At 45.9% G+C, this 24,804-nt stretch carries 26 protein-coding genes and 2 pseudogenes; 18 read left to right on the forward strand and 10 right to left on the reverse strand.

The window, feature by feature from the left end:
- Positions 1–22 precede the first annotated feature (22 nt).
- The 4 genes and pseudogenes from thiL to AC6I8U_RS04195 all read left to right on the forward strand — a co-directional run.
- Positions 23–994, forward strand: a complete 972-nt coding sequence (gene thiL, locus AC6I8U_RS04180) for a thiamine-phosphate kinase (protein WP_498017824.1) — start codon at positions 23–25, stop codon at positions 992–994.
- On the forward strand, positions 991–1,494 hold the full coding sequence (gene pgpA / locus AC6I8U_RS04185) for a phosphatidylglycerophosphatase A (protein WP_498017825.1): 504 nt from the start codon (positions 991–993) through the stop codon (positions 1,492–1,494). The genes thiL and pgpA overlap by 4 nt, the downstream gene beginning before the upstream one ends.
- Positions 1,495–1,622: 128 nt before the next feature.
- Complete coding sequence (yihG, locus tag AC6I8U_RS04190) at positions 1,623–2,507, forward strand: 1-acylglycerol-3-phosphate O-acyltransferase, YihG family (protein WP_234495390.1); 885 nt, start codon at positions 1,623–1,625, stop codon at positions 2,505–2,507.
- Positions 2,508–2,675: 168 nt separating this feature from the next.
- Positions 2,676–2,861 (forward strand): annotated as a pseudogene (locus AC6I8U_RS04195) (transposase domain-containing protein); the annotation flags it as partial.
- A 19-nt stretch (positions 2,862–2,880) separates the two neighbouring features.
- Here AC6I8U_RS04195 and AC6I8U_RS04200 read toward each other — a convergent pair.
- A complete protein-coding gene (locus AC6I8U_RS04200) occupies positions 2,881–4,494 on the reverse strand; it encodes an IS1634 family transposase (RefSeq protein WP_498016648.1) in 1,614 nt (537 codons plus the stop codon).
- 131 nt (positions 4,495–4,625) lie between these two features.
- On the opposite strand from AC6I8U_RS04200, the pseudogene AC6I8U_RS04205 reads away from it, so the two are divergent.
- Positions 4,626–5,759: pseudogene (locus AC6I8U_RS04205) on the forward strand (IS4 family transposase); the annotation flags it as partial.
- A gap of 102 nt (positions 5,760–5,861) precedes the next feature.
- On the opposite strand, the gene AC6I8U_RS04210 reads toward AC6I8U_RS04205, so the two are convergent.
- Both AC6I8U_RS04210 and AC6I8U_RS04215 read right to left on the reverse strand, forming a co-directional pair.
- Positions 5,862–6,101: a hypothetical protein gene (locus tag AC6I8U_RS04210; RefSeq protein WP_042477637.1), complete on the reverse strand. Its 240-nt coding sequence runs from the start codon at positions 6,099–6,101 to the stop codon at positions 5,862–5,864.
- Between the two features lie 210 nt (positions 6,102–6,311).
- Positions 6,312–6,632 carry a hypothetical protein gene (locus AC6I8U_RS04215; RefSeq protein ID WP_498017826.1) on the reverse strand — a complete coding sequence of 107 codons (321 nt, stop codon included), beginning with the start codon at positions 6,630–6,632 and terminating at the stop codon, positions 6,312–6,314.
- A 292-nt stretch (positions 6,633–6,924) separates the two neighbouring features.
- Here AC6I8U_RS04215 and AC6I8U_RS04220 point away from each other — a divergent pair, with 292 nt between their 5' ends.
- Entirely contained in the window at positions 6,925–7,731 is an 807-nt protein-coding gene (locus AC6I8U_RS04220; RefSeq protein ID WP_498017827.1) for a crotonase/enoyl-CoA hydratase family protein, read from the forward strand.
- 10 nt (positions 7,732–7,741) lie between these two features.
- On the opposite strand, the gene AC6I8U_RS04225 is transcribed toward AC6I8U_RS04220, so the two are convergent.
- Positions 7,742–7,864: a hypothetical protein gene (locus tag AC6I8U_RS04225; RefSeq protein WP_498017828.1), complete on the reverse strand. Its 123-nt coding sequence runs from the start codon at positions 7,862–7,864 to the stop codon at positions 7,742–7,744.
- Between the two features lie 230 nt (positions 7,865–8,094).
- Between AC6I8U_RS04225 and AC6I8U_RS04230 the strand changes: the two genes are divergently transcribed.
- The 3 genes from AC6I8U_RS04230 (at position 8,095) to AC6I8U_RS04240 (ending at position 12,073) form a co-directional block, all read left to right on the forward strand.
- Positions 8,095–9,777 (forward strand): amidohydrolase, encoded by a 1,683-nt coding sequence (locus AC6I8U_RS04230; protein WP_498017829.1) that lies wholly within the window; start codon positions 8,095–8,097, stop codon positions 9,775–9,777.
- 124 nt (positions 9,778–9,901) lie between these two features.
- A complete protein-coding gene (locus AC6I8U_RS04235) occupies positions 9,902–11,248 on the forward strand; it encodes a magnesium transporter (RefSeq protein WP_498017830.1) in 1,347 nt (448 codons plus the stop codon).
- A gap of 324 nt (positions 11,249–11,572) precedes the next feature.
- Positions 11,573–12,073, forward strand: coding sequence for a DUF3332 family protein (locus AC6I8U_RS04240; RefSeq protein WP_042477647.1), 501 nt, complete (start codon positions 11,573–11,575; stop codon positions 12,071–12,073).
- Between the two features lie 199 nt (positions 12,074–12,272).
- On the opposite strand, the gene AC6I8U_RS04245 is transcribed toward AC6I8U_RS04240, so the two are convergent.
- From AC6I8U_RS04245 to AC6I8U_RS04260, 4 genes are all read right to left on the reverse strand, one after another.
- On the reverse strand, positions 12,273–12,614 hold the full coding sequence (locus tag AC6I8U_RS04245; RefSeq protein WP_128649367.1) for a hypothetical protein: 342 nt from the start codon (positions 12,612–12,614) through the stop codon (positions 12,273–12,275).
- A gap of 191 nt (positions 12,615–12,805) precedes the next feature.
- Complete coding sequence (locus AC6I8U_RS04250; RefSeq protein WP_498017831.1) at positions 12,806–13,645, reverse strand: transposase; 840 nt, start codon at positions 13,643–13,645, stop codon at positions 12,806–12,808.
- Positions 13,646–13,914: 269 nt separating this feature from the next.
- Positions 13,915–14,316: a DUF2061 domain-containing protein gene (locus AC6I8U_RS04255; RefSeq protein ID WP_498017832.1), complete on the reverse strand. Its 402-nt coding sequence runs from the start codon at positions 14,314–14,316 to the stop codon at positions 13,915–13,917.
- 244 nt (positions 14,317–14,560) lie between these two features.
- Positions 14,561–15,103, reverse strand: coding sequence for a nuclear transport factor 2 family protein (locus AC6I8U_RS04260; RefSeq protein WP_498017833.1), 543 nt, complete (start codon positions 15,101–15,103; stop codon positions 14,561–14,563).
- A 161-nt stretch (positions 15,104–15,264) separates the two neighbouring features.
- Between AC6I8U_RS04260 and AC6I8U_RS04265 the strand changes: the two genes are divergently transcribed.
- The 6 genes from AC6I8U_RS04265 (at position 15,265) to rodA (ending at position 19,440) form a co-directional block, all read left to right on the forward strand.
- Complete coding sequence (locus tag AC6I8U_RS04265; protein WP_128649366.1) at positions 15,265–15,633, forward strand: winged helix-turn-helix transcriptional regulator; 369 nt, start codon at positions 15,265–15,267, stop codon at positions 15,631–15,633.
- A 96-nt stretch (positions 15,634–15,729) separates the two neighbouring features.
- Entirely contained in the window at positions 15,730–16,653 is a 924-nt protein-coding gene (dmeF, locus tag AC6I8U_RS04270) for a CDF family Co(II)/Ni(II) efflux transporter DmeF (RefSeq protein ID WP_498017834.1), read from the forward strand.
- Complete coding sequence (locus AC6I8U_RS04275) at positions 16,653–17,069, forward strand: MarR family winged helix-turn-helix transcriptional regulator (RefSeq protein ID WP_498017835.1); 417 nt, start codon at positions 16,653–16,655, stop codon at positions 17,067–17,069. The genes dmeF and AC6I8U_RS04275 overlap by 1 nt, the downstream gene beginning before the upstream one ends.
- 84 nt (positions 17,070–17,153) lie before the next feature.
- Positions 17,154–17,528 carry a hypothetical protein gene (locus AC6I8U_RS04280; RefSeq protein WP_498017836.1) on the forward strand — a complete coding sequence of 125 codons (375 nt, stop codon included), beginning with the start codon at positions 17,154–17,156 and terminating at the stop codon, positions 17,526–17,528.
- A 66-nt stretch (positions 17,529–17,594) separates the two neighbouring features.
- Positions 17,595–18,272: a DedA family protein gene (locus AC6I8U_RS04285; protein ID WP_498017837.1), complete on the forward strand. Its 678-nt coding sequence runs from the start codon at positions 17,595–17,597 to the stop codon at positions 18,270–18,272.
- A gap of 82 nt (positions 18,273–18,354) precedes the next feature.
- Positions 18,355–19,440 carry a rod shape-determining protein RodA gene (rodA, locus tag AC6I8U_RS04290; RefSeq protein ID WP_498017838.1) on the forward strand — a complete coding sequence of 362 codons (1,086 nt, stop codon included), beginning with the start codon at positions 18,355–18,357 and terminating at the stop codon, positions 19,438–19,440.
- A gap of 5 nt (positions 19,441–19,445) precedes the next feature.
- Here rodA and AC6I8U_RS04295 read toward each other — a convergent pair whose 3' ends face one another.
- Entirely contained in the window at positions 19,446–19,826 is a 381-nt protein-coding gene (locus AC6I8U_RS04295; protein WP_042477663.1) for a hypothetical protein, read from the reverse strand.
- A 229-nt stretch (positions 19,827–20,055) separates the two neighbouring features.
- On the opposite strand from AC6I8U_RS04295, the gene AC6I8U_RS04300 reads away from it, so the two are divergent.
- The 3 genes from AC6I8U_RS04300 (at position 20,056) to AC6I8U_RS04310 (ending at position 23,411) form a co-directional block, all read left to right on the forward strand.
- On the forward strand, positions 20,056–21,237 hold the full coding sequence (locus AC6I8U_RS04300; protein WP_498017839.1) for a C45 family autoproteolytic acyltransferase/hydrolase: 1,182 nt from the start codon (positions 20,056–20,058) through the stop codon (positions 21,235–21,237).
- A gap of 284 nt (positions 21,238–21,521) precedes the next feature.
- A complete protein-coding gene (locus AC6I8U_RS04305; protein ID WP_498017840.1) occupies positions 21,522–22,778 on the forward strand; it encodes a D-amino acid dehydrogenase in 1,257 nt (418 codons plus the stop codon).
- 126 nt (positions 22,779–22,904) lie between these two features.
- Positions 22,905–23,411, forward strand: a complete 507-nt coding sequence (locus tag AC6I8U_RS04310; protein WP_498017841.1) for a DUF3087 domain-containing protein — start codon at positions 22,905–22,907, stop codon at positions 23,409–23,411.
- 92 nt (positions 23,412–23,503) lie between these two features.
- On the opposite strand, the gene AC6I8U_RS04315 is transcribed toward AC6I8U_RS04310, so the two are convergent.
- On the reverse strand, positions 23,504–24,673 hold the full coding sequence (locus AC6I8U_RS04315) for an MFS transporter (RefSeq protein WP_498017842.1): 1,170 nt from the start codon (positions 24,671–24,673) through the stop codon (positions 23,504–23,506).
- Positions 24,674–24,804: the final 131 nt, after the last annotated feature.

The following is a 24,804-nucleotide window of genomic DNA, read 5'->3' on the forward strand; positions in this document are numbered from 1 at the left end:
TTTTTAGTACGAAATCGACACGATGTCTGGTGAATTTAGCTTAATCGACAAGTACTTTGCTCATAAGCAGCAAAGCCGAAAGGACGTTGTCCTGGCTCAAGGCGACGACTGCGCCATCGTTGCACCCTCAAACGGCTCCCACATTGCCATTAGCACTGATACTCTAGTTTCGGGTACTCACTTTCTAGCTGATGCGGATCCGGCACATATCGCCCATAAAGCGCTCGCTTCTAATATTAGCGACCTCGTCGCAATGGGCGCTTCTCCGGCTTGGGTATCCATGGGCATCTCGCTTCCTGAGATGAACGCGTCTTGGCTAGAGCGTTTCTCTTCTGCCTTCTTCAAGCTTGCGGATTACTACGGAATTCAATTAATCGGCGGGGATACCACGAGAGGACCATTGACGATTACACTGACAGTCCAAGGGTTATTGCCAGAAGGTAAAGCACTAACGAGGCACGGTGCCGAGTCTGGTGATTGGATATACGTAACCGGAAAGCTTGGCGATGCGAAAGCGGGTCTGGATGTGATTCTAGAGAAGAACATCAGCGGTGACCGAGAGCTTAATAGCGAACTGCAAAGACGCCATTTTGAAGCGACCCCTCGTGTGCTCGCGGGTCTAGCGCTGCGCGATATTGCCTCATCCGCTATCGACATTTCAGATGGCCTTGTTTCTGACTTGGGGCATATCCTTAAGCGTTCAAACGTCGGTGCAAGATTGAATGTTGCTGAATTGCCGTTCTCAGATGAATTGGTGCGATTCGTCGGTGGAACGGAAGAGGCACAGCAATACGCATTAACCAGCGGTGAAGAGTACGAGCTATGCTTTACAGTGCCTGAGGCAAACCGTGGGCAGTTAGAAGTCGCGCTGAGTACCACGCCATTCACCTGTATTGGGCAGGTCACAGGGACTGGTCAGTTAGAGCTGCATAATAATGACGCGCCAGTGAGCTGGCAACTTGATGGCTTCGATCATTTTAAGGGAAATCAATGAGCAATCCTCTCGACCTAATCTCACTTAAAAATCCATGGCACTTGCTGGCAACTGGCTTTGGCAGTGGTTTGTCACCAATTATTCCAGGCACCATGGGAACCCTTGCCGCGATTCCGCTGTATTTGCTGCTAGTTCAACTGCCTCTTAGTGTTTATCTCATTGCGGTCGTACTGTCATGCATCATAGGTATCAAGATCTGCGATGTGACATCTCAAGATATGGGCGTGCATGATCACGGCTCCATCGTGTGGGATGAGTTTGCTGGCTTTTGGATTACCATGGCAATCGTCCCTGCGCTAAAGCTGCCCGTCGACGATTGGAAATGGCTGGTTACTGGCTTCGTATTATTCCGCTTTTTTGACATGGTAAAACCGTGGCCGATAGGGTGGTTAGATAAGCGCGTGCATGGTGGTCTCGGCATTATGATCGATGACATTGTGGCGGGTGTAATGGCTGCAGTTGCGCTCTACCTGGTCGGACATCTCGCGGGATGGTTTTAGTAACTTACTGTTATAAAATGAATTATTCGTGGAGCTTGTCCAAGCTCCACGCAAGTGACAAAGCATTACTATACGTTTGACAAAAAGTTGCTATTATTGCCCTTCCTTTTTCAGATGTAACTAAATGTATGCTTGGTAATCTACGACTGGTCATTTCCTCTCTTTTGGTAATCCTCAACACAGCGGTGACTGCGGTTGTTGTGTGTACATTTTCCATTATCAAACTTGTCTTACCTTTGAAGCCGATCCAAACCTTGATGACGAGTTTGTCAAACAAACAGATGTGGTTATGGGCGACGCTCAACCTTTGGCTTCTCAACATCAACAATAATATTGATTGGCAAGTTGAGGGTGGGGAAGAGTTATCTCCAGAGCAGTGGTATATGCTGCTGTCTAATCATTTGAGCTGGACGGACATCGTGATCATTACCTCGGTGATGAAAAACAAAATCCCGATGTGTAAGTTTCTTTTGAAGCAAAGCCTGCTTTACGTACCGTTTGTAGGGTTAGCGTGCTGGGGGCTAGATATGCCGTTTATGAAGCGTCATTCTCAAGCCTATTTGGTCAAACACCCTGAGCGTCGTAATGATGACTTCAACGCCATACGTAAAGCGTGCCGAAAGTTTGAACACGTCCCAACCACAATGATCAGCTTTGTTGAGGGTACTCGTGCAAACGCAGACAAGCTAGCGACTGTAAAGACGCCTTATCGCCATCTCCTTAAGCCGAAAACAGGCGGTGTAGCCTTTACGCTGAATGCGATGAATCACTTGCTCGACGGTGTTGTTGACATCACTTTGGCGTACCCAGAAAACCGTGAAAAGCCGTTTGAAGATATGCTAAAAGGAAAACTCACCAAAGTAGTGGTGAAGATAGACGTGTATGAAATGGATGAGAACCTGACCGGCGACTATTTCAATGACAAAGTATTTAAGCGCCGTTTCCATCACTGGCTAAACGATGTATGGAAGCGCAAAGACGAAACGCTCGAAGGTATCTATTCACAAGGCTAGCGAGTTGTCACAAGGCTAGCTATTTGTGAGATTAGGTCGTCACGTCGAAAGACACAAAAAAAGGTCTACCCTAGGGTTAATGCCGATCAGTTAACAACTAAATGATCGGTTGAACGATCCATTCAAAGTGTCAAAATCCGAGTGTATTCAATGCACTCGGATTTTTTTATGTTTTTAAGACAGGCTCTTAACCAAGTTCATCAATTCTCTGCAGAGCAACTTTCGGGTTTATCTGATCTGCTTTCGCCAGAACTCATTTCCCAATGTTTGGAAGATACAGGGATTACGACTATTCGTAGACGAAGATTGCCAATGGAAATGATGGTTTGGAGTGTTGTTGGGATGTCTTTGTATCCGATATTCCGCAGCCAATTTAGGAATAAACCGCTTCATACAGTGCGCCAAGAAGCTTGAGCAGCCGAATCTGATGCTCTTGAATGCCCGTGATGAAGTTTTGACCGCCAAACTCGAGTGTGTCGATACCTTCGAATTTTAAGAATACCCAACGAGCCGTCGGTTTGGTTGTCGTTTTGTTCTTCACCATGCTAGGAAAGAACTCTTCGGTCTTAGTGAGACTCTCTCGGATTTTGTGCTCTAAGCTTGCGTAAACGAGTAGGCTAAGCGTCATGATCATCAACAGTGCCTCAATTCGCTGAGGTTTCTTCAGGAAAATTGATGATGTTAGGAACTCAGGGCTTTTCAAGAAGCGAAATCCGCGCTCTACCTTTTGCTGTGACTTGTAATGCTCAAGCAACTCAGCCATTGTTAGATCGGCGCAGTCAGTATCGTTGGTTGCGAGAATAAACATACCTGCTTTAAGCTTGGCCAGCTTCACTCTTTCTAGATCGGTATAAGGCGTAGCATCTATAACATAATGGTAACCCGCTGGCTTTGCGCCTTTCTTCGGCCGACCGCGACCTGAATAGATTGGCTCTTTAACGATGGTTGGTTGCGCAAAGCCAAGCAAATGACACTGGCTGACGAAGTCGCTCATTGCTTGCTCGGCATCCACTGCGCAAGCAAACTTCTTTTTCATTAGTTGTCCCAGTACTTTCAGCTCTTTGGTGATATTTTTATCTAAGTTCTTATAGAACGTTGCCTCTTCTCGTTTGGTTGCTTGTTCACTATGAACCAACAGCCATTTCTGAGATACTGAGCCATAGTCAGCGTCAATCCAACAACCCGAGTAACCATTACCGATAGGACTCAACTGCTTTAGTTCAAGGTTCATTAAGGCTTCTTTGGCCGACTTAATGGTCATTGGAACACGCGTAATAAACTTCTGTTGTTGCTCATCCAGTGAACGAATGCTTTCCTCGGTGTATAGAGCGGCATCGGCGATGAAGTAGCGACTGTTTTGAGCAGCCTTAAGGCAATGAATATGCCGTTTAGTGACCTCTGAAAATGCCTTAGCGTCATTGGTGTTGCCACTGAGCGCTTGCATGTAAACAGGTAGGCCTGCTTGATTTTCACAAATCAGTTCAAGAACCACTTGATTTAGCTCTGGACGGTGGTCTCGGCTGTAGCCTTTTACCAGTTTGATGGCATTAAGATCTTCGTTTTGGGCGTATTCACCATCGACATGAAAACTCGTGATATCGAGGTGGACAGAGTCTGTTTTAAGTCCAAGCTTATCAACGACATGCTCTGCAATCGCTTGATAAACTGCGGACACATCTGCTTCATATAAAGCATCTAACGTGCGTCCGAGTACATCGTCAGTTAAATGGTGCGCTTCAATGTCTTTAGCGAGTAACTTGGCAACAGGCTTCGTCTCGAAGAAGTCAGAGAACATATGCAGCGTTCTACTGTGAAAGCCAAGACCATTCAGAATCATAGCTAAGACTGCATCGCCATGTGAGACGTTGTGATCCGAGTACTTGGGAATGATGCGATCAATAATGCCTGGTAAACCGACTTCATGACAGAAAGCAGCGATTAGCCCTAAGTGGTCCAGGCGTTTAATGACAGGTTGAACAGCAGACATAATAAGTGACCGTTAAATAACAGTAATAGATCAAAACTGGGGATCGCGGTCAAGAGGCCTATCGCACTAACCGTTGTAAATGATCACTGGATCACATTATTTTAATTCTGAAATTGGCTGCGGAATGACGGTTGTATCGCCATTTGTCCATGGAGAAAGTCGTCTCGAAGCTGGATATTCTTCTCCCAGGTAAGAAGCCATTTGTTGCTCCGAGTGCAGTAATCCAAGCAAGACAAAGGCTGGGCTCCGATGTCATGAAATCGGTTTTTACTCAAACGCAGAAGCTCTGGAATGACAAAACGCCCCATCCAGACTGGCATGGTTTAACACTGCATGCGGTCGACGGTGTAGTCTGGCGAACTCCTGATACTAAAGACAATGACGAACGCTTCAGTCGAACTCGGAATCAAAAATGCTCGTCCGAATACCCTCAGGTTCGAATGGTCTGCCATATGGAACTGACAAGTCATCTTCTGAATAGTGCATCTTTCGACTCCACATCAAAGAGCGAAGTGGACTTAACTACGGAGCTCATCGATCACTCTCCCGACCATAGCCTAACTATCTTCGATAGAGGTTTTTATGCTCTAGGTCTATTACACCGCTGGCAAACAACAGGGGTAGACAGACATTGGCTTATTCCAATGCGTAAAGGGGCCCAATACACAATGCTCCGCAAATTAGGGCGTGGGCAAGAGTTGGTCGAATTAAAGCTATCCCCTCAAGCTAGGAAAAAGTGGCACGACGCACCGGAAACACTGGAAGCTCGATTGATAACTAAGACTATTAAGGGTAAAGAGGTACGGTTGTTGACCTCGATGACTGACCCTTTACGCTACCCAGGAAAAGACATCTCGGAGCTATATAGCCATCGATGGGAGATAGAGTTGGGCTATCGAGAAATGAAACAATATATGCTCCAAAACAACCTGACCCTAAGAAGTAAAAAGCCCGAGTTAATAGAACAAGAACTGTGGGGTATGCTGTTGGCCTATAACCTACTGCGGTTCTTGATGTGCCAAATGGCCTACGACCAAAATAAGGTAATGCCTTACCAGATAGGCTTTAAACAAGCCTCGTTGTTCTTAATAGGACAGTTACAACTCCTTCCTGCCGTCGCACCCGGAAGAATCCCGGAGGTGATGAACTATATCCTAGATATGGCTGAGAGTTTTACGTTGCCAGAAAGGCGGGATAGAAGCTATCCAAGAGCAGTAAAAAGAAGGCCCAGTCGCTATGCGACTAGACCTTCTAAAAGGTGTTAGATGCTTCTTAACTTACAAGCATTATACCCTAGGGTAGACCTTTTTAATGAGACTAAGACAGTTGTTGATACAAACTGAAAACTATAAGCAAACTAAAAGCTATTAGGCTAACTGTCTTGGTATGACTCTGCAGCACTTTTCTGCTTCGTTAATAAGCACGGATACTGCATGAGTATGGTAATCATCGCCGCTCTTCCAAACGGTTTCTCCGAATATCTGACACAACTCAAAATCAGAAATAGTTCCCTTCATTTCCTTGTAGGCGACGGCTGAGATGATCTTTTGCTCTAAAGCTTCAGGACAAGATTCAACACGCCAACGACTCACTTGAATATTCGGCAAAGCACACTCCTTGTGGTCACATTTTCGTCATCCAAACCACGATAACACTATGAAAATGTACGATCAAGGTGATCTCACTCACGTTTTTAGTGGGGAAAAAGTGTGCTAGAGCTAACTGTCTGTAAATCAATAAAGTTCTGAAGTGAAGCTAGAAAAATAAAGTTTTACCGACAAGCGTCTTGCTGATGCCTATAAATGATCACTCAACGGCTACGCTGGTGTCACTTTAGTTTGACGAAGCTGTTTTAGTTTGTTGAATATTGTAGGCGTAAACCATATCAACGAGATGGGTATAGCCAACCGGCTGATCGAGTCGATTAGCGCTAATGTGTCACGGTCACCACCGGCTAATTGAGTCGGTAAAACGAAGACCAGCAGCAGGTAGGTAAACGTGGCCATAATCGCATTAAACCACCAAGGCTCCTGAGGTTTATATTCGATGACATGTATTGAATCGGCACTCTGATGGGCATTAGGTGCGGGTTGAGTGTCATTGTTTGACACTTGCGAGTTTTGATTTTCCGTAATCATGGATTGTACTTCCTATTCATCCAATGGAGCACCTCCATTCAAGCACTCAAATGATATAAAACAAGCACTATAACTTTAGAACGTAACCGACCTCTTAAAATTAGTAGTGAAGTCGCTACTTGATCAGCAGTATCTCACACAATGCGTAACCCTGCTGTAAATAGGTGAGATCTCTCATTATTGAGTAAATATTCTAACGTCGACGCGAACCCTCACTAAACTGATTAAAAAGTCAGCATGTAACTTCAGAAAATAACTACATCCAGAAAACAGCTATAGGGAAATCACAAAGATGACATATCAAAGGATTGAAGTAAGTCGTTCAGACGATATTGTGACCGTAACACTCAATCGACCAGACAAACTTAATGGCGTCGATATGGCCATGTTTGATGAGTTAATTGATGTCAGTCGTTTGCTCAGAAGAGATCGTCAACTACGAGCGGTGATTTTGACAGGATCTGGAGGCAACTTTAGTTCGGGTTTAGATTTCAAATCTATGATGACGCAAAAGAGCAATGCCGTGAGGCTGCTTTTCAAATGGCTTCCCGGCCAATCTAATCGTGCGCAACAAGTCAGTAGTAATTGGCGCAAACTCTCTGTTCCTGTGATTGCAGCGATTGATGGTTATTGCTGGGGAGCGGGCATGCAGATCGCGCTAGGTGCCGACTTTCGTATTTGCTCACCAGAAGCCAACTTGTCGATCATGGAATCTAAGATGGGGTTAACTTCGGATATGGCAGGCTCGATAGCGCTTAGAGAAGTGATGCCAAAAGACAAAGCCTTGTTGATCTCTATCTGTGGGACTGAGCTTACTGCGCAACAAGCGCTTGAGTATGGACTAGTGACAAAGGTGTGTGAGCAACCATTAGAGGAAGCGTTATCACTCGCTTCCGAAATCACGAAAATGTCGCCTGATGTGAATGCTGCCATGAAGCATATGTACACCAGATACTGGACTGCACCAGCGTGGAAGCTACTCGCCTATGAAACCTACAGTCAAATACGCATTATGCTGGGTCGAAACTTCGGTCGAATGCAAAGTGCATTAAGAAAAAAAACGCCACCTAAGTTTCAACCTAGGCAGCGTTATTGGTAAATCAGTATCGTTAGCGAACGATGGTTTTATCTCCACACTCTCGGCATCGATAAACCTCTTTGATGCCAGAGAGTTTCTGCCAGACGCTGCGTCGGACTCTAACTAGTGATACTGCTTGTTTACACTTGCACATGAATGATTCCCAAACGTTGTTATTTTGTGATATTGGTTCAGTTTTTATAAGCCGGTACATATCATTACACTCATATACATAGAAGTGAATAGTCTTATGTACTTTTATTAATATCAATTTGGTGGATATAACCAATTGATTTAAAAAGTTAATATCGCATTTATATTCCATACACCTAGCTGATGGATTTTGAGGCTTTTATCAAAATGGTGACCCATATATTTCCGGCTATGCTAAAAAAATCGATGCGTTTTGCGATGGTTATGTCAGGCCTTTTTAGCCCTTTAATAGCTTTTGCCGCACCAGATATCGTTTTAGTCAATGGCTCGATCTATAACAATCAAGACGCACGTGCGCTGGCCATTCAAAACGGTGTAATAACCGCGATTGGCGGGTCAGAGGAGCTGCTTGCATCGATTGATGATAAGACACGAGTGATAGACCTGAATGGACAGTTGTTGATGCCGGGCTTTATTGACAACCATAACCATGTGTTCGAAGCGGCATCTGAGGCGGGAGGTAACTGTGAGTTAAGCGCTTCAGCGACGCTACAGAAACTAAAGCCTTATCTTGAGTATTGCCAACAGCAATCACAATCGAAAGCTTGGTTAATGGGCTATGGCTTTTCACTTGAGATGCTTTTAGCGCATGACACTGACCAGTCACCGCTCGATATGTTGGACAGCATATTCCCTGATCGTCCTGTGATCTTAATGGAGCAAACTTCTCATTCCATGTGGGTGAACTCAACTGCCCTAGAGTTAGCTCAGATCTCTGAAGACACACCTAACCCTCAAGGCGGCGTCATTCTGCGTGATGAAGCCTCTGGCAAGCTTAATGGCATATTGCTAGATAGTGCTGGGGATGCGGTTATGGAGGTTGCTTGGAATAGTCTGAATAATCAATTTGAACAGAGTTATCAGGGCTTGCTTGTAGGGCTTGAAACAGCAGCAGAGCACGGTATTACAACCATTGGTGATGGACGGCTGTATTGGAAGCGAGGCTGGTATGAGGTATGGCGTCATGCTGAGGATCAGCAGACCTTAACCGCGCGCGTCGCGCTGCGACCTTGGGTATACCCCAACGAAGAAATGACGGCGCAGCTTAAGTACCTTGAATCTATCTATTCCACCGATCCGACGATGAGCGATCGCCTAATTATCAACCAAGTGAAGATGTACAGTGACGGTATTATCATTAATGGTACGGCGAAGCTGTTGGCTCCCTATCTCGATACTTACTTAGTGAACAAGCCCTATGGCATCAACTATATTCCGCCCCAAAAGATGACCAACTGGCTCAAGGCATTGAATGATATCGGCTATAGTGCTCACATACACGCTATCGGTGATGGTGCTGTTCGAGAATCTTTGGATGCTATTGAGCAGGTGCGCCAGCAAGGAAGTAACAAGCCGTATACCCTGACCCATGTTGAGCTCGTCGATAAAAACGATGAGTCTCGGTTCAACAAGCTCGGCGTCAGCGCAGACTTCCAAGTGGGTTCAGACTACGTTGCCTATAACGATCATGCATGGGCAGAAGCCTTTATAGGAGCAATGCGAGCTCACCGATTGATGAACCTTAAGGCGATATTTGATACGGGTGCTAATGTCACGTTAAGCAGCGATTGGAATGTGCATGACATCAATCCGCTAGTAGGTATCAGCAACAGCTTGATAATGGAACGCAGCGGATTACCAACATTGGAAGCTGCGATTGATTCTTACACCGTCAATGCTGCTAAAAGCCTAGGTATCGACCACTTAACAGGCTCCATCGCGATAGGGAAATCAGCTGACTTGGTCTTGCTAGATAAAGATATCCGTGAACTTGATCCGGAAGACATCGCGAAAGCTCGTGTGGTAATGACCATGCTCCAAGGAGAGATCGTGTTTAGTCATGGGGAAAATTAAAGTCGAAGTGACGCTAAACGATTAAGATTTATTCAGCTTTATCAATATTCTGAATGTGGCTTGGTGACCTATTCGCTATGATAGAAGGTATTCTAATTACGCGCACGGTTACAGGGAGCCCGCAGTGAGCGAATTCCAAGATCTGTCAGTTCAAATTGAGCAAATCTCACAGGCAGAAGAGGCACAGCAGCCGCACATTCTCAATCGCTTTATAGAACAAGGTCTCGACGCATCGTCGATCGCTCTGATCCTTGAGGCCTTCCCAATTGAACAAAGGGTGCGGTTATGGCGTGAACTGCCTCTTGAGAGTCATATCGAGGTATTGACCGAGTCGCGCGGCGAAGTAAGGGTGTCGATTCTTGATGCTTTGTCAGAGACAGAGCTAAGACTCACGCTCGCAAAGCTGGATAACCTATCGCTTATAGAATGGGCAGACTCTCTACCAGAAGATATCATTGAAGAAGCGATATCGCTGCTTGAACCAGGTGAACTCGAGCTTTATGACCAAGCCAATGAATACGAAGAAGAAGAGCTAGGTCGCTGGGCGGAGCGTAAGGTTATCGCTATCCCATTCAACATATCCGTAGAGCGTGCTCGAGTTTTAGTTGCTAAATACAATGTCGAATCGGCAAGCCACATCTATCTTATCGACAAGCAGCAACGCTTTCGAGGCATGGTGGACTACATCGATTTACTAAGCGCTGACCCAAAAGCGCGTATCAAACAGTTAGTGCTTGAGCATGTGAACACTCTAAGTGCCAATATGGCGTTAACCGAAGCGGTAGACGCAATGGAACGCTCAGCGTTTGCCGCGTTGCCAGTACTCGATGAGCGCAAACGTCTGGTCGGAGAAATCGATTGGAAGTTTGCATTAAGTACCCAGCGGGAAATCTATGAAACGCGCCTTATGGCTGGTACGGGTATGGATGAGGGCGATGATCTATTTGCTCCGATTCTTAAAAGCTCGCAAAAGCGTGGTGTGTGGTTGGGTATTAATCTGTTAACTGCCATTCTTGCTTCAGTGACGATTGGTTTGTTTGAAGATGTCATCGCCCAAGTTGTCGCACTCGCAGTTCTCATGCCGATCGTGGCTTCTATGGGGGGAATTGCTGGTAGCCAAACCCTAACGCTGATGGTTCGCTCTATGGCTTTAAACCAGATCACCTCAGGTAACCGATTTGCCTTGATCAAAAATGAGCTGGGGATCGGTGCCATCAATGGTTTGCTATGGGCGGCTATCATTGGCGCAGTTGCCGGGCTGTGGTTCCAGTCTCCTTTACTTGGCGGCACCATCGCATTGGCGATCATTGTTAATATCATTACCGCGGCATTGTTTGGGGTACTTATCCCATTAATACTCGATAAGCTAAAGCTTGATCCTGCACTTGCTGGTTCGGTTATCTTGACCACAGTGACAGACGTGGTGGGTTTCTTCGCCTTCTTGGGAACGGCAAGTTTGGTGCTGTTGTAGGACATGACTGTCACAGGTTGAAATTTTGTGATTTTTTCGTGGCGATGTGAACAGATGAATGATAAAGAAACCAAGTATAACGTTATGAATTAAAACACTTTAATTGCTTTGTTGTGAGTAGTTATTGAGAAAGTGGATCTTGGATGTTAATACGCAGATAGCGCAGCAAAAATGCGCCTAGAACCGATTTTGATTGGAGTTATAATCCCGCGCCCTTTATTGGTGGCGGGAATGAAAAACCAGCACTGATTGCTGGCTTTTTCTAATAATTTCAATCAACTTGCTTGCGCTGTGTTGGCAGTGTGAGTGAGAGGTTTTTAAGCAATGAAACTGATCAAAACAACGATTACTGCAGCACTAATGTCGACAATGTTGACTGGCTGTATCGGTCAAATGGCAACAACGGGTGCACTTATGTATGAAGTAAACCTAAAAGGGGTCGACAACCGTTACGCCCGTGCTGGTCTTTATACTCTAATGTCACCGGTTTACGCGATCACGGCTGCGGCTGACTTGTTTGTGGTTAACTCGATCGAGTTTTGGACGGGCACGAACCCTATTACTAAGAAAAAGGCCGTGGCAGATACGCCAGCTGAGGCGTACATCAAAGTAAACCACAAAGTTGGTAAGCAGTTCTCTACCGCACCAGTGAAGCTTTCAAAGCTTGATAACAACACCATGCAAATGGAGTTTATCGACGAGGAAGGTAAAGCTCGTACCTTAGTAGGCGTAAGTGGTGAAGAGTCAGTTGATTTCTATCTAGATGGTCAGTACATCACGACCGCAACGCATCAAGAATTGGAGCAGTACGCCGCTGCATCGTAATCGCTTGTCTGCCTTAGCAACAAACAAGGCCTACTGGGTGCTGATACCGGTAGGCCTTATTACCAATAAATAGGATGTAAAAAAGGAGATTATTGGATTGAGATGATCCTACCACGCATCAACAGAAGCGCTATGACTAGAGCGTGGCAAAATGTAAAAATCGGTATGCAATCTTCTCGATTGAAATACACTGAGACGATTAAGAAGTACGAATCCGCTTTGCCGTTACAATAAGGCCTTGTGTATAGCTAAAACCATAGCCATAACCGTATCCACCATAGCCATTCTCACCACGACCACCTGCCTCTAATAACGCCTTGTAGTCATAGTCACCACTTGTAATGGGCGTGATAGCCACGACCTCATAGCCATCGTGGTTGAGTGTTTCCACGGCTTTTTGCAGATCTTCTGCCAAACGGACACTATCAACTACGGATTTCGAATACCCTGTTTTTCGCCAAACGGGAGAATCACTATAGTCGACAGTCTCATGCTTGCCCACCTCGCAAAACTGAGCGGGAACATGAACAATTCGATTCATCTGATTACCTTACTGCTATTGTTACTCTGATATGCCACATTTGGGTTAGTCTTTGCGCTAACACTCTTAATAGTGGATTGGCGATTCTACCGCACTCTTTTATAAAGTCGTAACAAAATGTCTAATCATTCATAGAGTTAAAAGCAGTAAGTGAGTGATAACGCACAGTTGACGATTAACACAGCTCTCAGTTAGAGCGTCGATTTAGAAACAATACGACTAACTCGTGAGTAATGCAGACCAAAATGTGCACCAATTTGCTTTTGCGTGTAACCGCCACTTCGAAATGCCAAACAAATCGCTTCGTCGCGGCTTTGTGCTTGCTGTTCGTATGCCTCTAGCGTCAAAGGAGCTGAGCGTCGCTGCGCCGTGGGGATTTCACTGAGCTCAATATCGTTACCATCTAGGTTAGAAAGATGACGCTGGATGAACGCTTCATCGCCTAAGAAAATCTGTCGTTTCACGTTTTGCCATGGATTTTCATCTTTGCCATCCAAGACAAACTGTTTGTATTTCTTTAGCGCGGTGGATGGACTGCTGTCGAATGACTCTAACGTAGTTTTACTATCAAACCAGGTTGGTGATGGTTTGCTACCGTTTAGATAACACCAACTGCTCCATGGGTAACTTTCTGGATCGACGACCATTTTTGCGTGTACTGGGTTTAACAAAATATCTCGGCTAACAGATAAGAAGTAAGGTTCTCGGTCGATCAAGATCGATTTAAAACGACCTTGGAATAGGTGTCCGCTGCGACCACGTTTGTGATTAAACCTCTGCGTGTACACACCATTTAGCTGGCGCATACCAATACTCAGATTGCCATCCGGCGTTTCTAACATCACATGATATTGATTCGACATTAAGCAGTAGCTATGGACCTGCCAGTTGTATCGCACGGCAGCATGCTCGAGTACCTGTAAGAACAGTTCGAAATCGCCTCTATCTTGGAAAATAGGTTGTCCGTCGTTGCCTTTACAAGTGACATAATACAAGGCGCCAGGGTATTCGATTCGTAGTGGTCTGCTCATTGCGGTATCGGTCATCGTCATGGTTGGAGGTAGGTCTTACTATAGAGGAATCAGATAGAAAGGCAAAAGGCAAAACTTGGCCCCTATTAGGTTTTTGATGTGATTCATTGACTAATATGTCAGCACTATTCATAGGAGGTTGTTAGCTATTACTATTTCCGAGTTAGAATTTACTGCCCGCCTAATGGATAGATGTAAAAAGGGGCATGTCGATGACATGCCCCTGGGTTTTCGAATAGATTATTCTGAATGTATTGCGCTGGTGGTCGTTACGCGGCAACCGATTTGTTGAAGTTAACATCGATGCTCTCGCGAGATTTGCGCTGCCATACTTTCTCGTGGAAGAAGTAGGCGACTGAGTTAATGGCTGGTTCGATTGTTGCCATCAAGCCACCGATAAATGCATCCCCAGTTAGCAAGTAAGTCACAGTGAAGGCAACGCTAAAGTGAATAACGGCAAAGCTAGCGGTTTTCACTTGAGTCAAAGACTGTCGACGTTTTAAAAAGGCGACTTTTTGCCACGCTTTTTCGTGAAGGTAGAAAGCACCCGTGTTGATGGTTGGTTCAATCATGGCGACAAGACTACCTAACAAAAAGTCACCAGTAAGAGCAAAAGCTACCATGGTTGCAATCGTGAAGTGGATGCCTGCAAAAGTTATAGTCTTGATCATGACGTTACCCTCATTGAACGCTAATCTGTGTTGATGTGAATATTATTGATAATTATTCTCAGTAACAGAAGTAATTTACCCCTATTATTTTGATAGTTAATTTCTATCAATATTGAGTTATGAATAGTTTTGAGGATGATGCGTAGAGTGAGTGGTAAATGCTGCCCCCATAGCATTGCGCGGATTGGAGGCAGTCATCGTTACGTCGTGAGTAGGCGAGCGCTTGTTTGGTAGTGGTCGGCTATTAGAACACGCCGTTCTCGTTGGCAATATCGCCACCACTGATTAGGGAGTAGACTCTCATCGAAAAGTCGAGTGCTTGAATGGAGTCCCAATGCTCGACAATGCGACCATCTTCGATGCGCCAAGTATCGATAATGTTCATTCCTTTTTCATCGTCCCCTCGGTCTTCTTTATTTAGTGTCGCGTGGGAATGAAAAATCACATAGTCTCCGTCGACATAGATGTGCTTAACATCATAGCTGTAGTCTGGATATTCCTCGACAAACTCAGTTAGAAACCCAACGAGCCCCGTCACTTTATCTGGTAGGTTTCTATTGTGCTGCACATAGGCGCTGTCGTTGTAATGCTTCATCACATAATCAAAGTCATGGTCGTTCATCAGGTGCTGCACAAAGTCAGTGATCAGAGCAGCATTTTTGGCTTCTTGCTCAGTCCAGTTTTCCTTCTTCAATGACGCAAGATCTATCGTAACAGAGTCGTTAGACTGCGCAAAAACGGTGGTTGTTGCGACGAGAAGCATAAGTGAAGTAAGTCGTTTAATCATGGTGATCTCCCTTTCTAATGTTGCTTGTTTGGTATAGATTGATAACCATAGTAATTAATAGTAACCTACACTACAAGAAGGCACCGAAAGCTGCGCTGGTTACCTTTTGGTAACTGTTGGAGCGAAATAGACAAACAAATGATCAGAGGTTGAAGGTTGAAATGGCGAATACAGAGAGACGAGTGTTTTATAACAACAGCGACTGCCCAGTAAGAAATGTGGTTGCACAAATAGGCGATAAATGGTCATTGCTGATCTTATTTGCGCTGGTGGATGGGTCTGATCGATTTAATGCATTGAAGTCGAGAATCGAAGGGATCTCGCAACGCATGTTGACTCAGACATTGCGTGATTTAGAGCGAGAAGGGTATGTGAATCGAACGGTATACCCAGAGGTGCCGGTGCGCGTTGAGTATGCTTTGACAGATTTGGGCCGAGATCTCGTGAAGCCACTCTATAACCTGGTTCAGTGGGCAGAAAGTCATCAAGATGAGATTAATCGTTCTCGCGAGGCGTACGACAACCAATAAATCTTATTGGGTGTTAGGTACTTACGGTTGACTTTGTTTGATAGTCAAACTAAATTGATAATCAAGTATTTTGATTATCAAACAAAGTGTGCCCCCATGTCTTTTGAATCTGCGCCTCACTCACACAATTTTTCTAGCCATAATCACCAAGGTGAGAAACGAACTTTTTATGTGCTGCTGCTCACTGTCACCACTATGGTGGTTGAGATCGTGGCGGGAACCATCTACGGCTCCATGGCACTGTTGGCTGATGGTTGGCACATGGGCACACACGCTGCCGCTTTTTGTATCACCTTGTTTGCTTATCGCTATGCGAAGAAGCATGAGAACAACGATAGATTCTCCTTTGGCACGGGCAAGGTTAGCGTACTTGGGGGCTATACCAGTGCGATTGCGCTGGGTATTGTGGCGATTATGATGATCGTCGAATCGGTGCACCGATTGTTCAATCCACAGCCGATTCATTTCAATGAAGCTATTATCGTCGCCTTTATTGGCCTGGCCGTGAATGTCGCGAGTATGTTTTTGCTGGGGGATCACCACCATCACGACCACCACCATCATGACCATGGGCATTCACATGATCACGGACATGCACACCATCATCACGACCACAATCTAAGAGCTGCTTACCTGCACATTTTAGCGGACGCGTTGACCTCTGTACTTGCCATTGGTGCTTTGATTCTGGGTAAGCTCTATGGATGGAATTGGCTAGATGCATTTATGGGGATCGTTGGCGCCCTGGTTATTGGTAAATGGACGCTAAATCTCCTAAAACAAACCAGCCCTATTTTGCTTGACGAAAGCATAGAGGAGTCGTATCGAGAAGAAATTCGTGAAGAGCTTACGCCCCTTGCTGATGTAGTTGATTTGCATATCTGGAGAGTGAGTGGTCATCATTATGCAGCGGCGATTACTTTGGTGTCTAAGGACTCGCTTTCTTTGCTGGCGTACAAACAAAAGATGAGTAAGTTTGATAAGATAAGTCATCTCACATTAGAAGTACGTTCGACTTAATGCAGAATCTAGAAACGTTAAACCAGTTACTGACCGAGTTTTACGACAAGATGTCGTCTTGGGAGCAGTCTGTCGTCAAAGAGACCGGCTATTCATTGGCTCAAGTACACACCATAGAGGTTTTGGGTGTTCATGGAGCCATGCGAATGAAAGAGCTCGCCGATAAGCTGGGGATCACCACTGGTACCTTGACGGTGCAGGTCGACAAGCTAGTGGCTGCAAAATTGATGGAACGTTTCCCTCATCCGAACGATCGCCGTGCGATTGTGGTTGGGTTGACAGAGGCGGGGCAAGCAATTCACCGTCACCACAACCAATTACACCTCGACTTAGTTAAAGACATCACTCGCCATTTTGATAAGGGGCAAGAAGCTTTACTTATCTCATGTCTATCGAAGATGAATCGCGAGTTCTAATCGGATTTAGAGCCGTTAAATTCTCATTGCTTTTTTAGGCGCTTGGCAGTACATATAGGCAGATCCCACTACTAGGCTTTGTGTGTGAAGCGACCGATAAAGTTCGTCCCATTCTTGCTGACTTTGCTAACGATGCTGCTATTGAGCAGCATCGCTGAGTCTATTGGTGAGACTCCACACTTTTACCAGGCTTCAGTGGTGAATCCAGAGCGGGTTCCTGACCTTGCCAATGACCATCAACTACTGCGTCTGTCGACGTGGCGATTGCCACCACAAAAACCTCAGGCTCGACCTCAAGACCCTCTGCCTTGGCTGATGTTGGTGCTCTCCTTGACCTCATGGTTTGTGTTTGCGCTTTCAAGAAGGGCGATCCCGAGAAGTTACCTGGCTTTCGCTCATCCTCGACTCGGTGGCTGGCACGACTCCAACCTTAAGTTTCGCTTTATTCACTCTCGATAGTTCTCAACCTAAACGTTTCATCGATTCATCTCGTTTCGTTTTTTAGTAACTATGTTGGGAGTAGCTATGCTTGATGCGACCCAAGACGTCTTGATTGCCATTTGGAATCAAGACTTTGACGCGTTGCTGTCGCCTGGTAGCGCGGTGCTGATTTATATCTTAGTGACCCTATTTATTGGTCTTGAAAGCAGTTTTTTGCCAGCTGCACCATTGCCTTGTGACAGTATCGTTGTGTTGGTAGGAACCTTATCTGCCGTCGGGGTTCTTAACCCGTTTCTCGCGTTCGCGCTGCTCATCATCGCTGCCTCCGTGGGCAGTTGGCTTGCCTATTTGCAGGGACGTTGGCTCAACAAACTTCCCGTTGTTAGAGGCTGGCTGACGAAAGTGCCTGAGAGCAATATGCGCCTGGTCGATAACCTTTTGGGTCGCCATGGGCTAATTGCGCTATTCGTTGCCAGGTTTGTCCCGGGAGTTCGCTCACTGGTACCTATGGTAATGGGGATTCGTCTACACCAAGTTCAGCGCTTTCACTACTTCGCTTGGTGTAGTGCAATGTTATGGATTGCATTGCTAGCGGGCGTAGGATTCGTCTTACCTTCACTGCCAGATACCGTGAGTAGAGTCGCGACGATGGTACTGATGGCAGCACCTATTGTGACCCTGTGCGCCGCTATCATCTCCTTTGTTACTTGGCGTCTGCGCCGCGTTATTTCGGGTTATCGAGATAGCCTGAAAAAATCCTAATCAGACGCGCCTTTCGGCGCTGTTTACCCATAATATTTGTAGAGATGAGCAACGTCTTAATGGCGTTGCTCGTTAGATTCGTATGCTGAAAGCTCTTAATACTCCAAAAATCGACGTCCTCATCTTGTTGGCGATCGTCTCAATCATGTTGCTTGGTTCACTGACTATCTGGAGTGCCAGCGGTTATAGCGAAGCCACCATGACCAACCATCTCATGCGCTGTGGGATATCCATCTTGTGTGTTGTGATTATGGCGTCGATTCCGGCAAGGCAGTATCGCCGAGTGTCTCCTTATCTTTATCTGCTAACCATCCTACTTTTGATTGGTGTTATCCTTGCTGGAGACAGTAGTAACGGCTCTCAGCGCTGGTTGAGTATTGCAGGATTTCGCTTTCAACCATCAGAGTTGGTGAAACTGGCCATTCCCATGATGGTGGCTTGGTTTATTCAGAGAGAAGGGACGCGACCAACCGGGGTTAGGCTACTCGTCGCTATTTTGATGACCGCCATACCAGCGGGCTTGATATTTGTTCAGCCTGATCTCGATGGCGCTATCTTCGGCATTATATATATGCTGTTTGTGCTCTATTTCGCTGGCATGAGCTGGAAGATCATTGGTGGCTTTGTTGCCCTTGTTGCCACCTCGATACCGCTGCTGTGGTTTTTTGTGATTGAGGCTTATCAGAAGAAGCGCATCGTACAGTTTCTGAATCCGCAAAGTGACCCGCTGGGCTCTGGTTATCAGATCATTCAGTCACATATTGCGATTGGATCTGGGGGGGTGACAGGGAAAGGCTGGATGAACGCTACTCAAAGCTCGCTCGGCTTTATTCCAGAGAGTCATACTGACTTTATCTTCTCTGCTTATGCGGAAGTGTGGGGGTTTCTTGGCTGTGTATTGCTGCTATCGCTCTATCTATTTATCACCTTGAGAGCACTTTGGCTCGCCTGTCATTGTCATCACGCCTATAGCCGACTGGTGTGTGGTTCACTGGCACTGAGTTTCTTTTTATATGCCTTTATCAACACTGGGATGGTTAGCGGATTGCTGCCAGTCATGGGAAGTCCATTGCCATTTTTCAGCTATGGTGGCACCGCGATGATCACGCAAGGTGTCTGCTTTGGCATCATTATGTCATTGTGCCGAGCGTCGTCTCGTTATGAGTAGTTGGCTTAGTCGTAAGCACCCTTACCATATTGCTCGATGAAGAACTGGTAGTCTAAGTAAGCTTTTCGTACCCGTTCTGGAATGGTTTTCTCATAGACACGGGCGTTGTCGATTTTGGCCATGGACCATCCTTGAAACATGGGCTCTTCGTAGCAGTTCATGGCTTCGTCACGGGGTTTGGCTAGAAGAATTCGACGGATGTTTTGTACATGATACCAAGGTGAGCTTTTGCCTCGGAAGTGATTGAGGATTGGGTACTGGATGAGAAAAACCTCACAAGAGACAAGCTGAGCCAGCAAGCATTCAGCGCTGTCTCTTTCCTCTTCAGGGTAATACTTTACGACCTTATTAAGTTCTCGATTACATTGTTCGATCAAGTTGCTCAAATAGTACCTCTAACATCAAGACATTAAGCCCGTTTTAAACGGAAAATTCGCACGCTTATACAATACACATTAAGACATGGTCAGGCTTATCGCCAGTTCTGTTCCTTTCCGTTTTCATTGAAAAGTAATATTGGAGGACTTAACCCATCACTGTGCATTGGTTGATTTTGCACAAGATTCATACAATCCACCTCGACTTCACAATACTGTTTTATCGAGGTAACTAACGATGACAACTTCAACACTAACACTACTTAATCAATTTGAAGACGGCAAAATTTTTGAAACCAACGAAGAGATGCTTTACGTCCTTCAACTGCAAGGCAGTTGGTTCGAGATGGGCCGTCAATATGGTGCGCTAGCGAAAGATCATCTGGAGGCGATGTACCAAAAAATCGTTCAACCAGAAATCAATCGTGGCTTGATCACCCAAGCTGACGCATTTGAGCTGTTTGGTACTCGCATCTTTAACGCACTGTCACTGCGTCGTAAACAATACTTCCAAGGTGTAGCCGACGGTGCTGGCTGGCCCGTTGAGAAAGTGGTAGTGCTAGACCAAAGCGGTCCGATGGCTATCTACTTGGGTAAACTGCACTCTTTCTCAGGTTGTTCATCGTTGGCGACTTGGGGTGAAAACACCAAAGATGGCCATGCTCTTGTCGGACGCAATATGGACTGGGCTGAGTTATTCTTGGATTTCCCAATATACACGACTGTTTATAACCCAACGGATGGCTCAAACGGCATCGTGAACGTGAGCTGGCCAGGTTGGCAGTGGCTAGTAACAGGTTTCAATGACAAAGGCGTTTACACCGACCTGCATGATGGTACGTCAATGGGCGGTAACATTGTCTCTATCGAAAAACCTTCATTCTTGAACTCTGTGTTCGACTATATGGCTGAGTCTGACTCAATCGAAGCTCTGAGCGCTCGTTTCCAGGCCTCTCGTACTGATGTGGCCGCTATCTGGATGCTTGCTGATCAGCAAGGCAAAGCATGCGCCTACGAGAACACTATCCAAGAGAACCGTCTACGCACTGCAGACAAAGGCGCAAGCTCGTTCGTGACAGTGAACACGTTCTTGAACCCGGATTGGGGGCTAGGTAAACGTGAAACACAAAGTTTCTCACTAAAGCGTTTTGATAACCTGAATGCGCGTCACGATGAAAAAGCAGGTCAACTGGATACACAACAAATGCGTGATATCTTCGACCTAGCGCTATACAACGAAGACGGCAGCTTTAAGGAAAACGGTGGTGTAACCAAACCAACTAACCAAGATGTGGATCTCACCAACTACCAAATCGTAGCAGACCTAAACGAGCTTCAACTGTGGGTCAAACTACCAGCGCTAGGTGCAGAGAGTGATTGGGCACATGTTGATGTTAAGTCACTGTTTAACAATAAGTAACTAGCATAGATAGCTGTTTAATCTCTATCTATCGGTAGTAATTGTAGATCTGCCTTGGTCGGTTTCGGCCAAGGCGGTTTCGTATATCTAGCCGTTGCCACTTTTCCTCTTTTTCATACTTAAATGCGATTTCGACGCATTGATCACTGCGTTACGCTTCTCAGATGCTTAATATCAGCCTTTCAAGGAAGAAGACTTTTTAAGCAATTTTCATGGCTCATATTAGTGGACTCTCCTAACTATGTTTAGTTTGGCAGGGTTTAGTACGGATATAAGGATGTATTGTGGACGTTATTGTAATTGGTAGTGGTGTCATTGGATTAACCAGCGCATGGTATTTAGCAAAAGAGGGGCACTCTGTTACCGTGATAGAGCGTCAAAGCTCGAGTGGTAAAGAGACCAGCTTTGCCAACGCTGGGCAGATTTCTTATGGTTACTCCTCACCTTGGGCTGCACCAGGGGTCCCTCTTAAGGCGATGAAATGGCTGACACAAGAGCATGCTCCTCTAAAGGTGAAGCCTTCACTATCGCCTGAGCTGGTTTCATGGGCGACAAAAATGCTCGCCAACTGCAACGAAGAGAGGTACGCCCAGAACAAGTCCCGCATGTTGCGAATAGCGAACTTTAGCCGCGACTGTTTGACTCATTTGAGAGAAAGCGAAAACCTCGCTTATGAAGGGCGACAAAAAGGCACGCTGCAGATATTCAGAGATGAAAAGCAGTTAGATGCTGTTCAAAAAGATATGGCGCTTTTGAAAGAGAGTGGCATTGCGCATAGCTTACTAAACGTAGAGCAATGCCTAGAAGTCGAAGCGGGACTTGCTGATGTTAAAGACAAGCTGGTGGGTGGTCTTTATCTGCCAGGTGACGAAACTGGAGATTGCTATCAGTTCTGCGTCGCACTCACTGAAAAAGCGCGGCAATTGGGTGTGAGCTTTGTCTTTGATACTGAGGTGCATAGCCTTAATCAAAACAACGGCGCAATTACCAGTATCAGTACCAGTAAGGGTGATTTCAAAGCTGACGCTTACGTGGTTGCCTGCGGCAGTTACTCAAGGGATTTGCTTAAGCAAGTTGAGCTGTCGCTACCTGTTTATCCCGTTAAAGGATACTCGCTGACAATACCGATTATTAATGCTGATAAAGCGCCTACGTCAACGGTAATGGATGAGACCTACAAGGTTGCCATGACCCGTTTTGATGATCGCATACGCGTTGCTGGTACAGCGGAGCTTGCTGGCTTCAACACCCTGATTCCAGAGAAACGAAAAGCCACCATAGACATGGTCATAAAAGATCTGTTTCCGTTTGGTGGCGATTTCTCAAAAGCAGAGTATTGGACTGGGCTAAGGCCTATGACGCCAGATGGCACGCCAATTATTGGTAAGACACCGATTACCAATCTGTTTACCAATACAGGGCATGGTACGCTCGGCTGGACGATGGCGTGTGGTTCGGGGAAGATATTATCTGAAGTGGTCAGCAAGGGTGATACGACGATTGAATCCAGTGATCTCAATGTTTATCGCTATTTGTCGTAGCAACTGTGGATACATTGCCGGATGCTTGGTAATGTTTGCCCTAGCTACTGACTTTCTGGCCTTTATAAGAGCAGTCCTTCTAAAGGCTAGACAAGCGTAATCATCTTATTAGCCATTGGATTTAGAATGCAATTACAATCAATCGACAAGCAGCTATATCGCTCACGTCTAAATATCGTCATCGTTGCATGTATTGTGAGCTTAAGTGTCTCTAGCTTAGCGATATCTCAAAGCTTGATACTCTTTTTCCCATCCGAAACGGGCTCGCATTTTCATTGGAATCTTCTTGGTGTCGTGGTGAGTGCATTGGGTCTGGGTTTTACCCTGTTAAAACTAAAAACTCACCCGAAAATGAAAGAAGTCGTGTATGTGTGGCAGCTAAAGAAAGAGCTTAACCTCATTTACCGAAAGAATAGAAAGTTGCTGGCTGCGGCTGAGCAAGGCAATGCTGATGCTATGTTAGCGCTTCAGTTTAGTTACGAAGGATCGCGTCAGTTATGGCAACTTGATGATAATACGATCGTAATGACGAGCCTAAATGCAGCGCAGTCAAAGCTGGATGGATTGACCGAAGAGTATAATTTGCAGCTTGATATATCGAACTATCAGTCAGGGCTACTTCTCCAGTTTTGACAATCACAGCTAAAGCCTAGAGAAGGGACACGTACTCCACGCCTCATGGGGTAACATGTCCTTTCTGTCTCTTCGCCACTATTTCTTCACCACTATTTCTTTACTACCCAATTGAGCAGAAGCAATAGTCCAATCGGGAAAAGCGAAGCAACTAACATCCAGGTCCAGCCTTGGGTAAACAATACGATTCCAGCCCCCAATGATCCCGACGCCTGGAAAGCCGTAATTGAAAAATCATTGACCGCCTGAACCTTAAAGCGCTCGCTTGGCTTATACGTCTGAGGCAACAACGATGTTCCACCAATAAACAGGAAGTTCCATCCTATTCCAAGTGCAACTAACGCCCACCAGTAGTGATGCACAGAATGCCCAAGTAATGCGACAGCAATACAAATGAGGAATATCACGCAGCCAAGAGTGATGAGCTTGTAAATACCAATACGCTTTATGATCATAGGCGTAATGAGAGAGGGCAGGTACATCGCCATCACATGGCTTTGAATGACCCATTTAGCGCTTTGAATATCGTGTCCGTGCCCAGACATTGCTAGCGGCGTTGCTGTCATGAGAAAAGCCATCACTGCATACGCCGTTAAGCCTGACCCAATGGCGAGCCACAACATAGGCTGCTTAAACAAAATGGATAGATCTCTCGCTTCACCATCGTCAGTGTCGTTCTCTTGCACTGTCAGAGGCCTCATCGCAACCGCCAACACAGCCGCGCCTATGAGCTCAAGAAAGCCAAGCGCCGCATACGCTCTAGCATACTCAGAATCGAACCATGAAATCGCCAGACCAATATTGAGGAGCTCTGGACCAACCCAAGCTGCGGCAATTCCGCCCACCAACACTAAGCTAATAACCTGTGGGTGTTGAGCGGCACTCTTGCAGCTTTCAATGGCGGCAAAACGGTACTGCCCAACATAAGCAAGCTGACTGCCAAGTAGAAAAGCGCAAACACAGAACCCCCAAAAGCTGCCACTATCTATCGACCAAGCCGCGCCAAAAGCACTCACGCTGCTGACCAATGCCGCCAAAACAAACGCCTGCTTTCTACCTAGCGCCTTTTGAATTCTCGCCGCAGGGAAGATGTTCAGCGACACCCCGACAATGAGTGCGGTAACAGGCAGGGTAGCCAGTGTCGGGTCCGAATGAAGCTGAGCTCCAACAATGCCGCCTAGAAACACATTCAGCGCTCCAACAGACAAAACAAAAGGTTGCACCGCAGCCAGCAACCAGGCATTCCATGGCAATGATTTCATTGGTTCTTTTTTGTGGGGTTAGGTTGGGGTTAATGGTGACGGAATTGGGGAGAAAAGCAATGATCATATCATCTGGATCCAAGACCGAATTTCGGTACTAATTGATCCAGCTTTTACCTGAACGATCTCTT

This window comes from Vibrio sp. KUL80 (assembly GCF_059725495.1).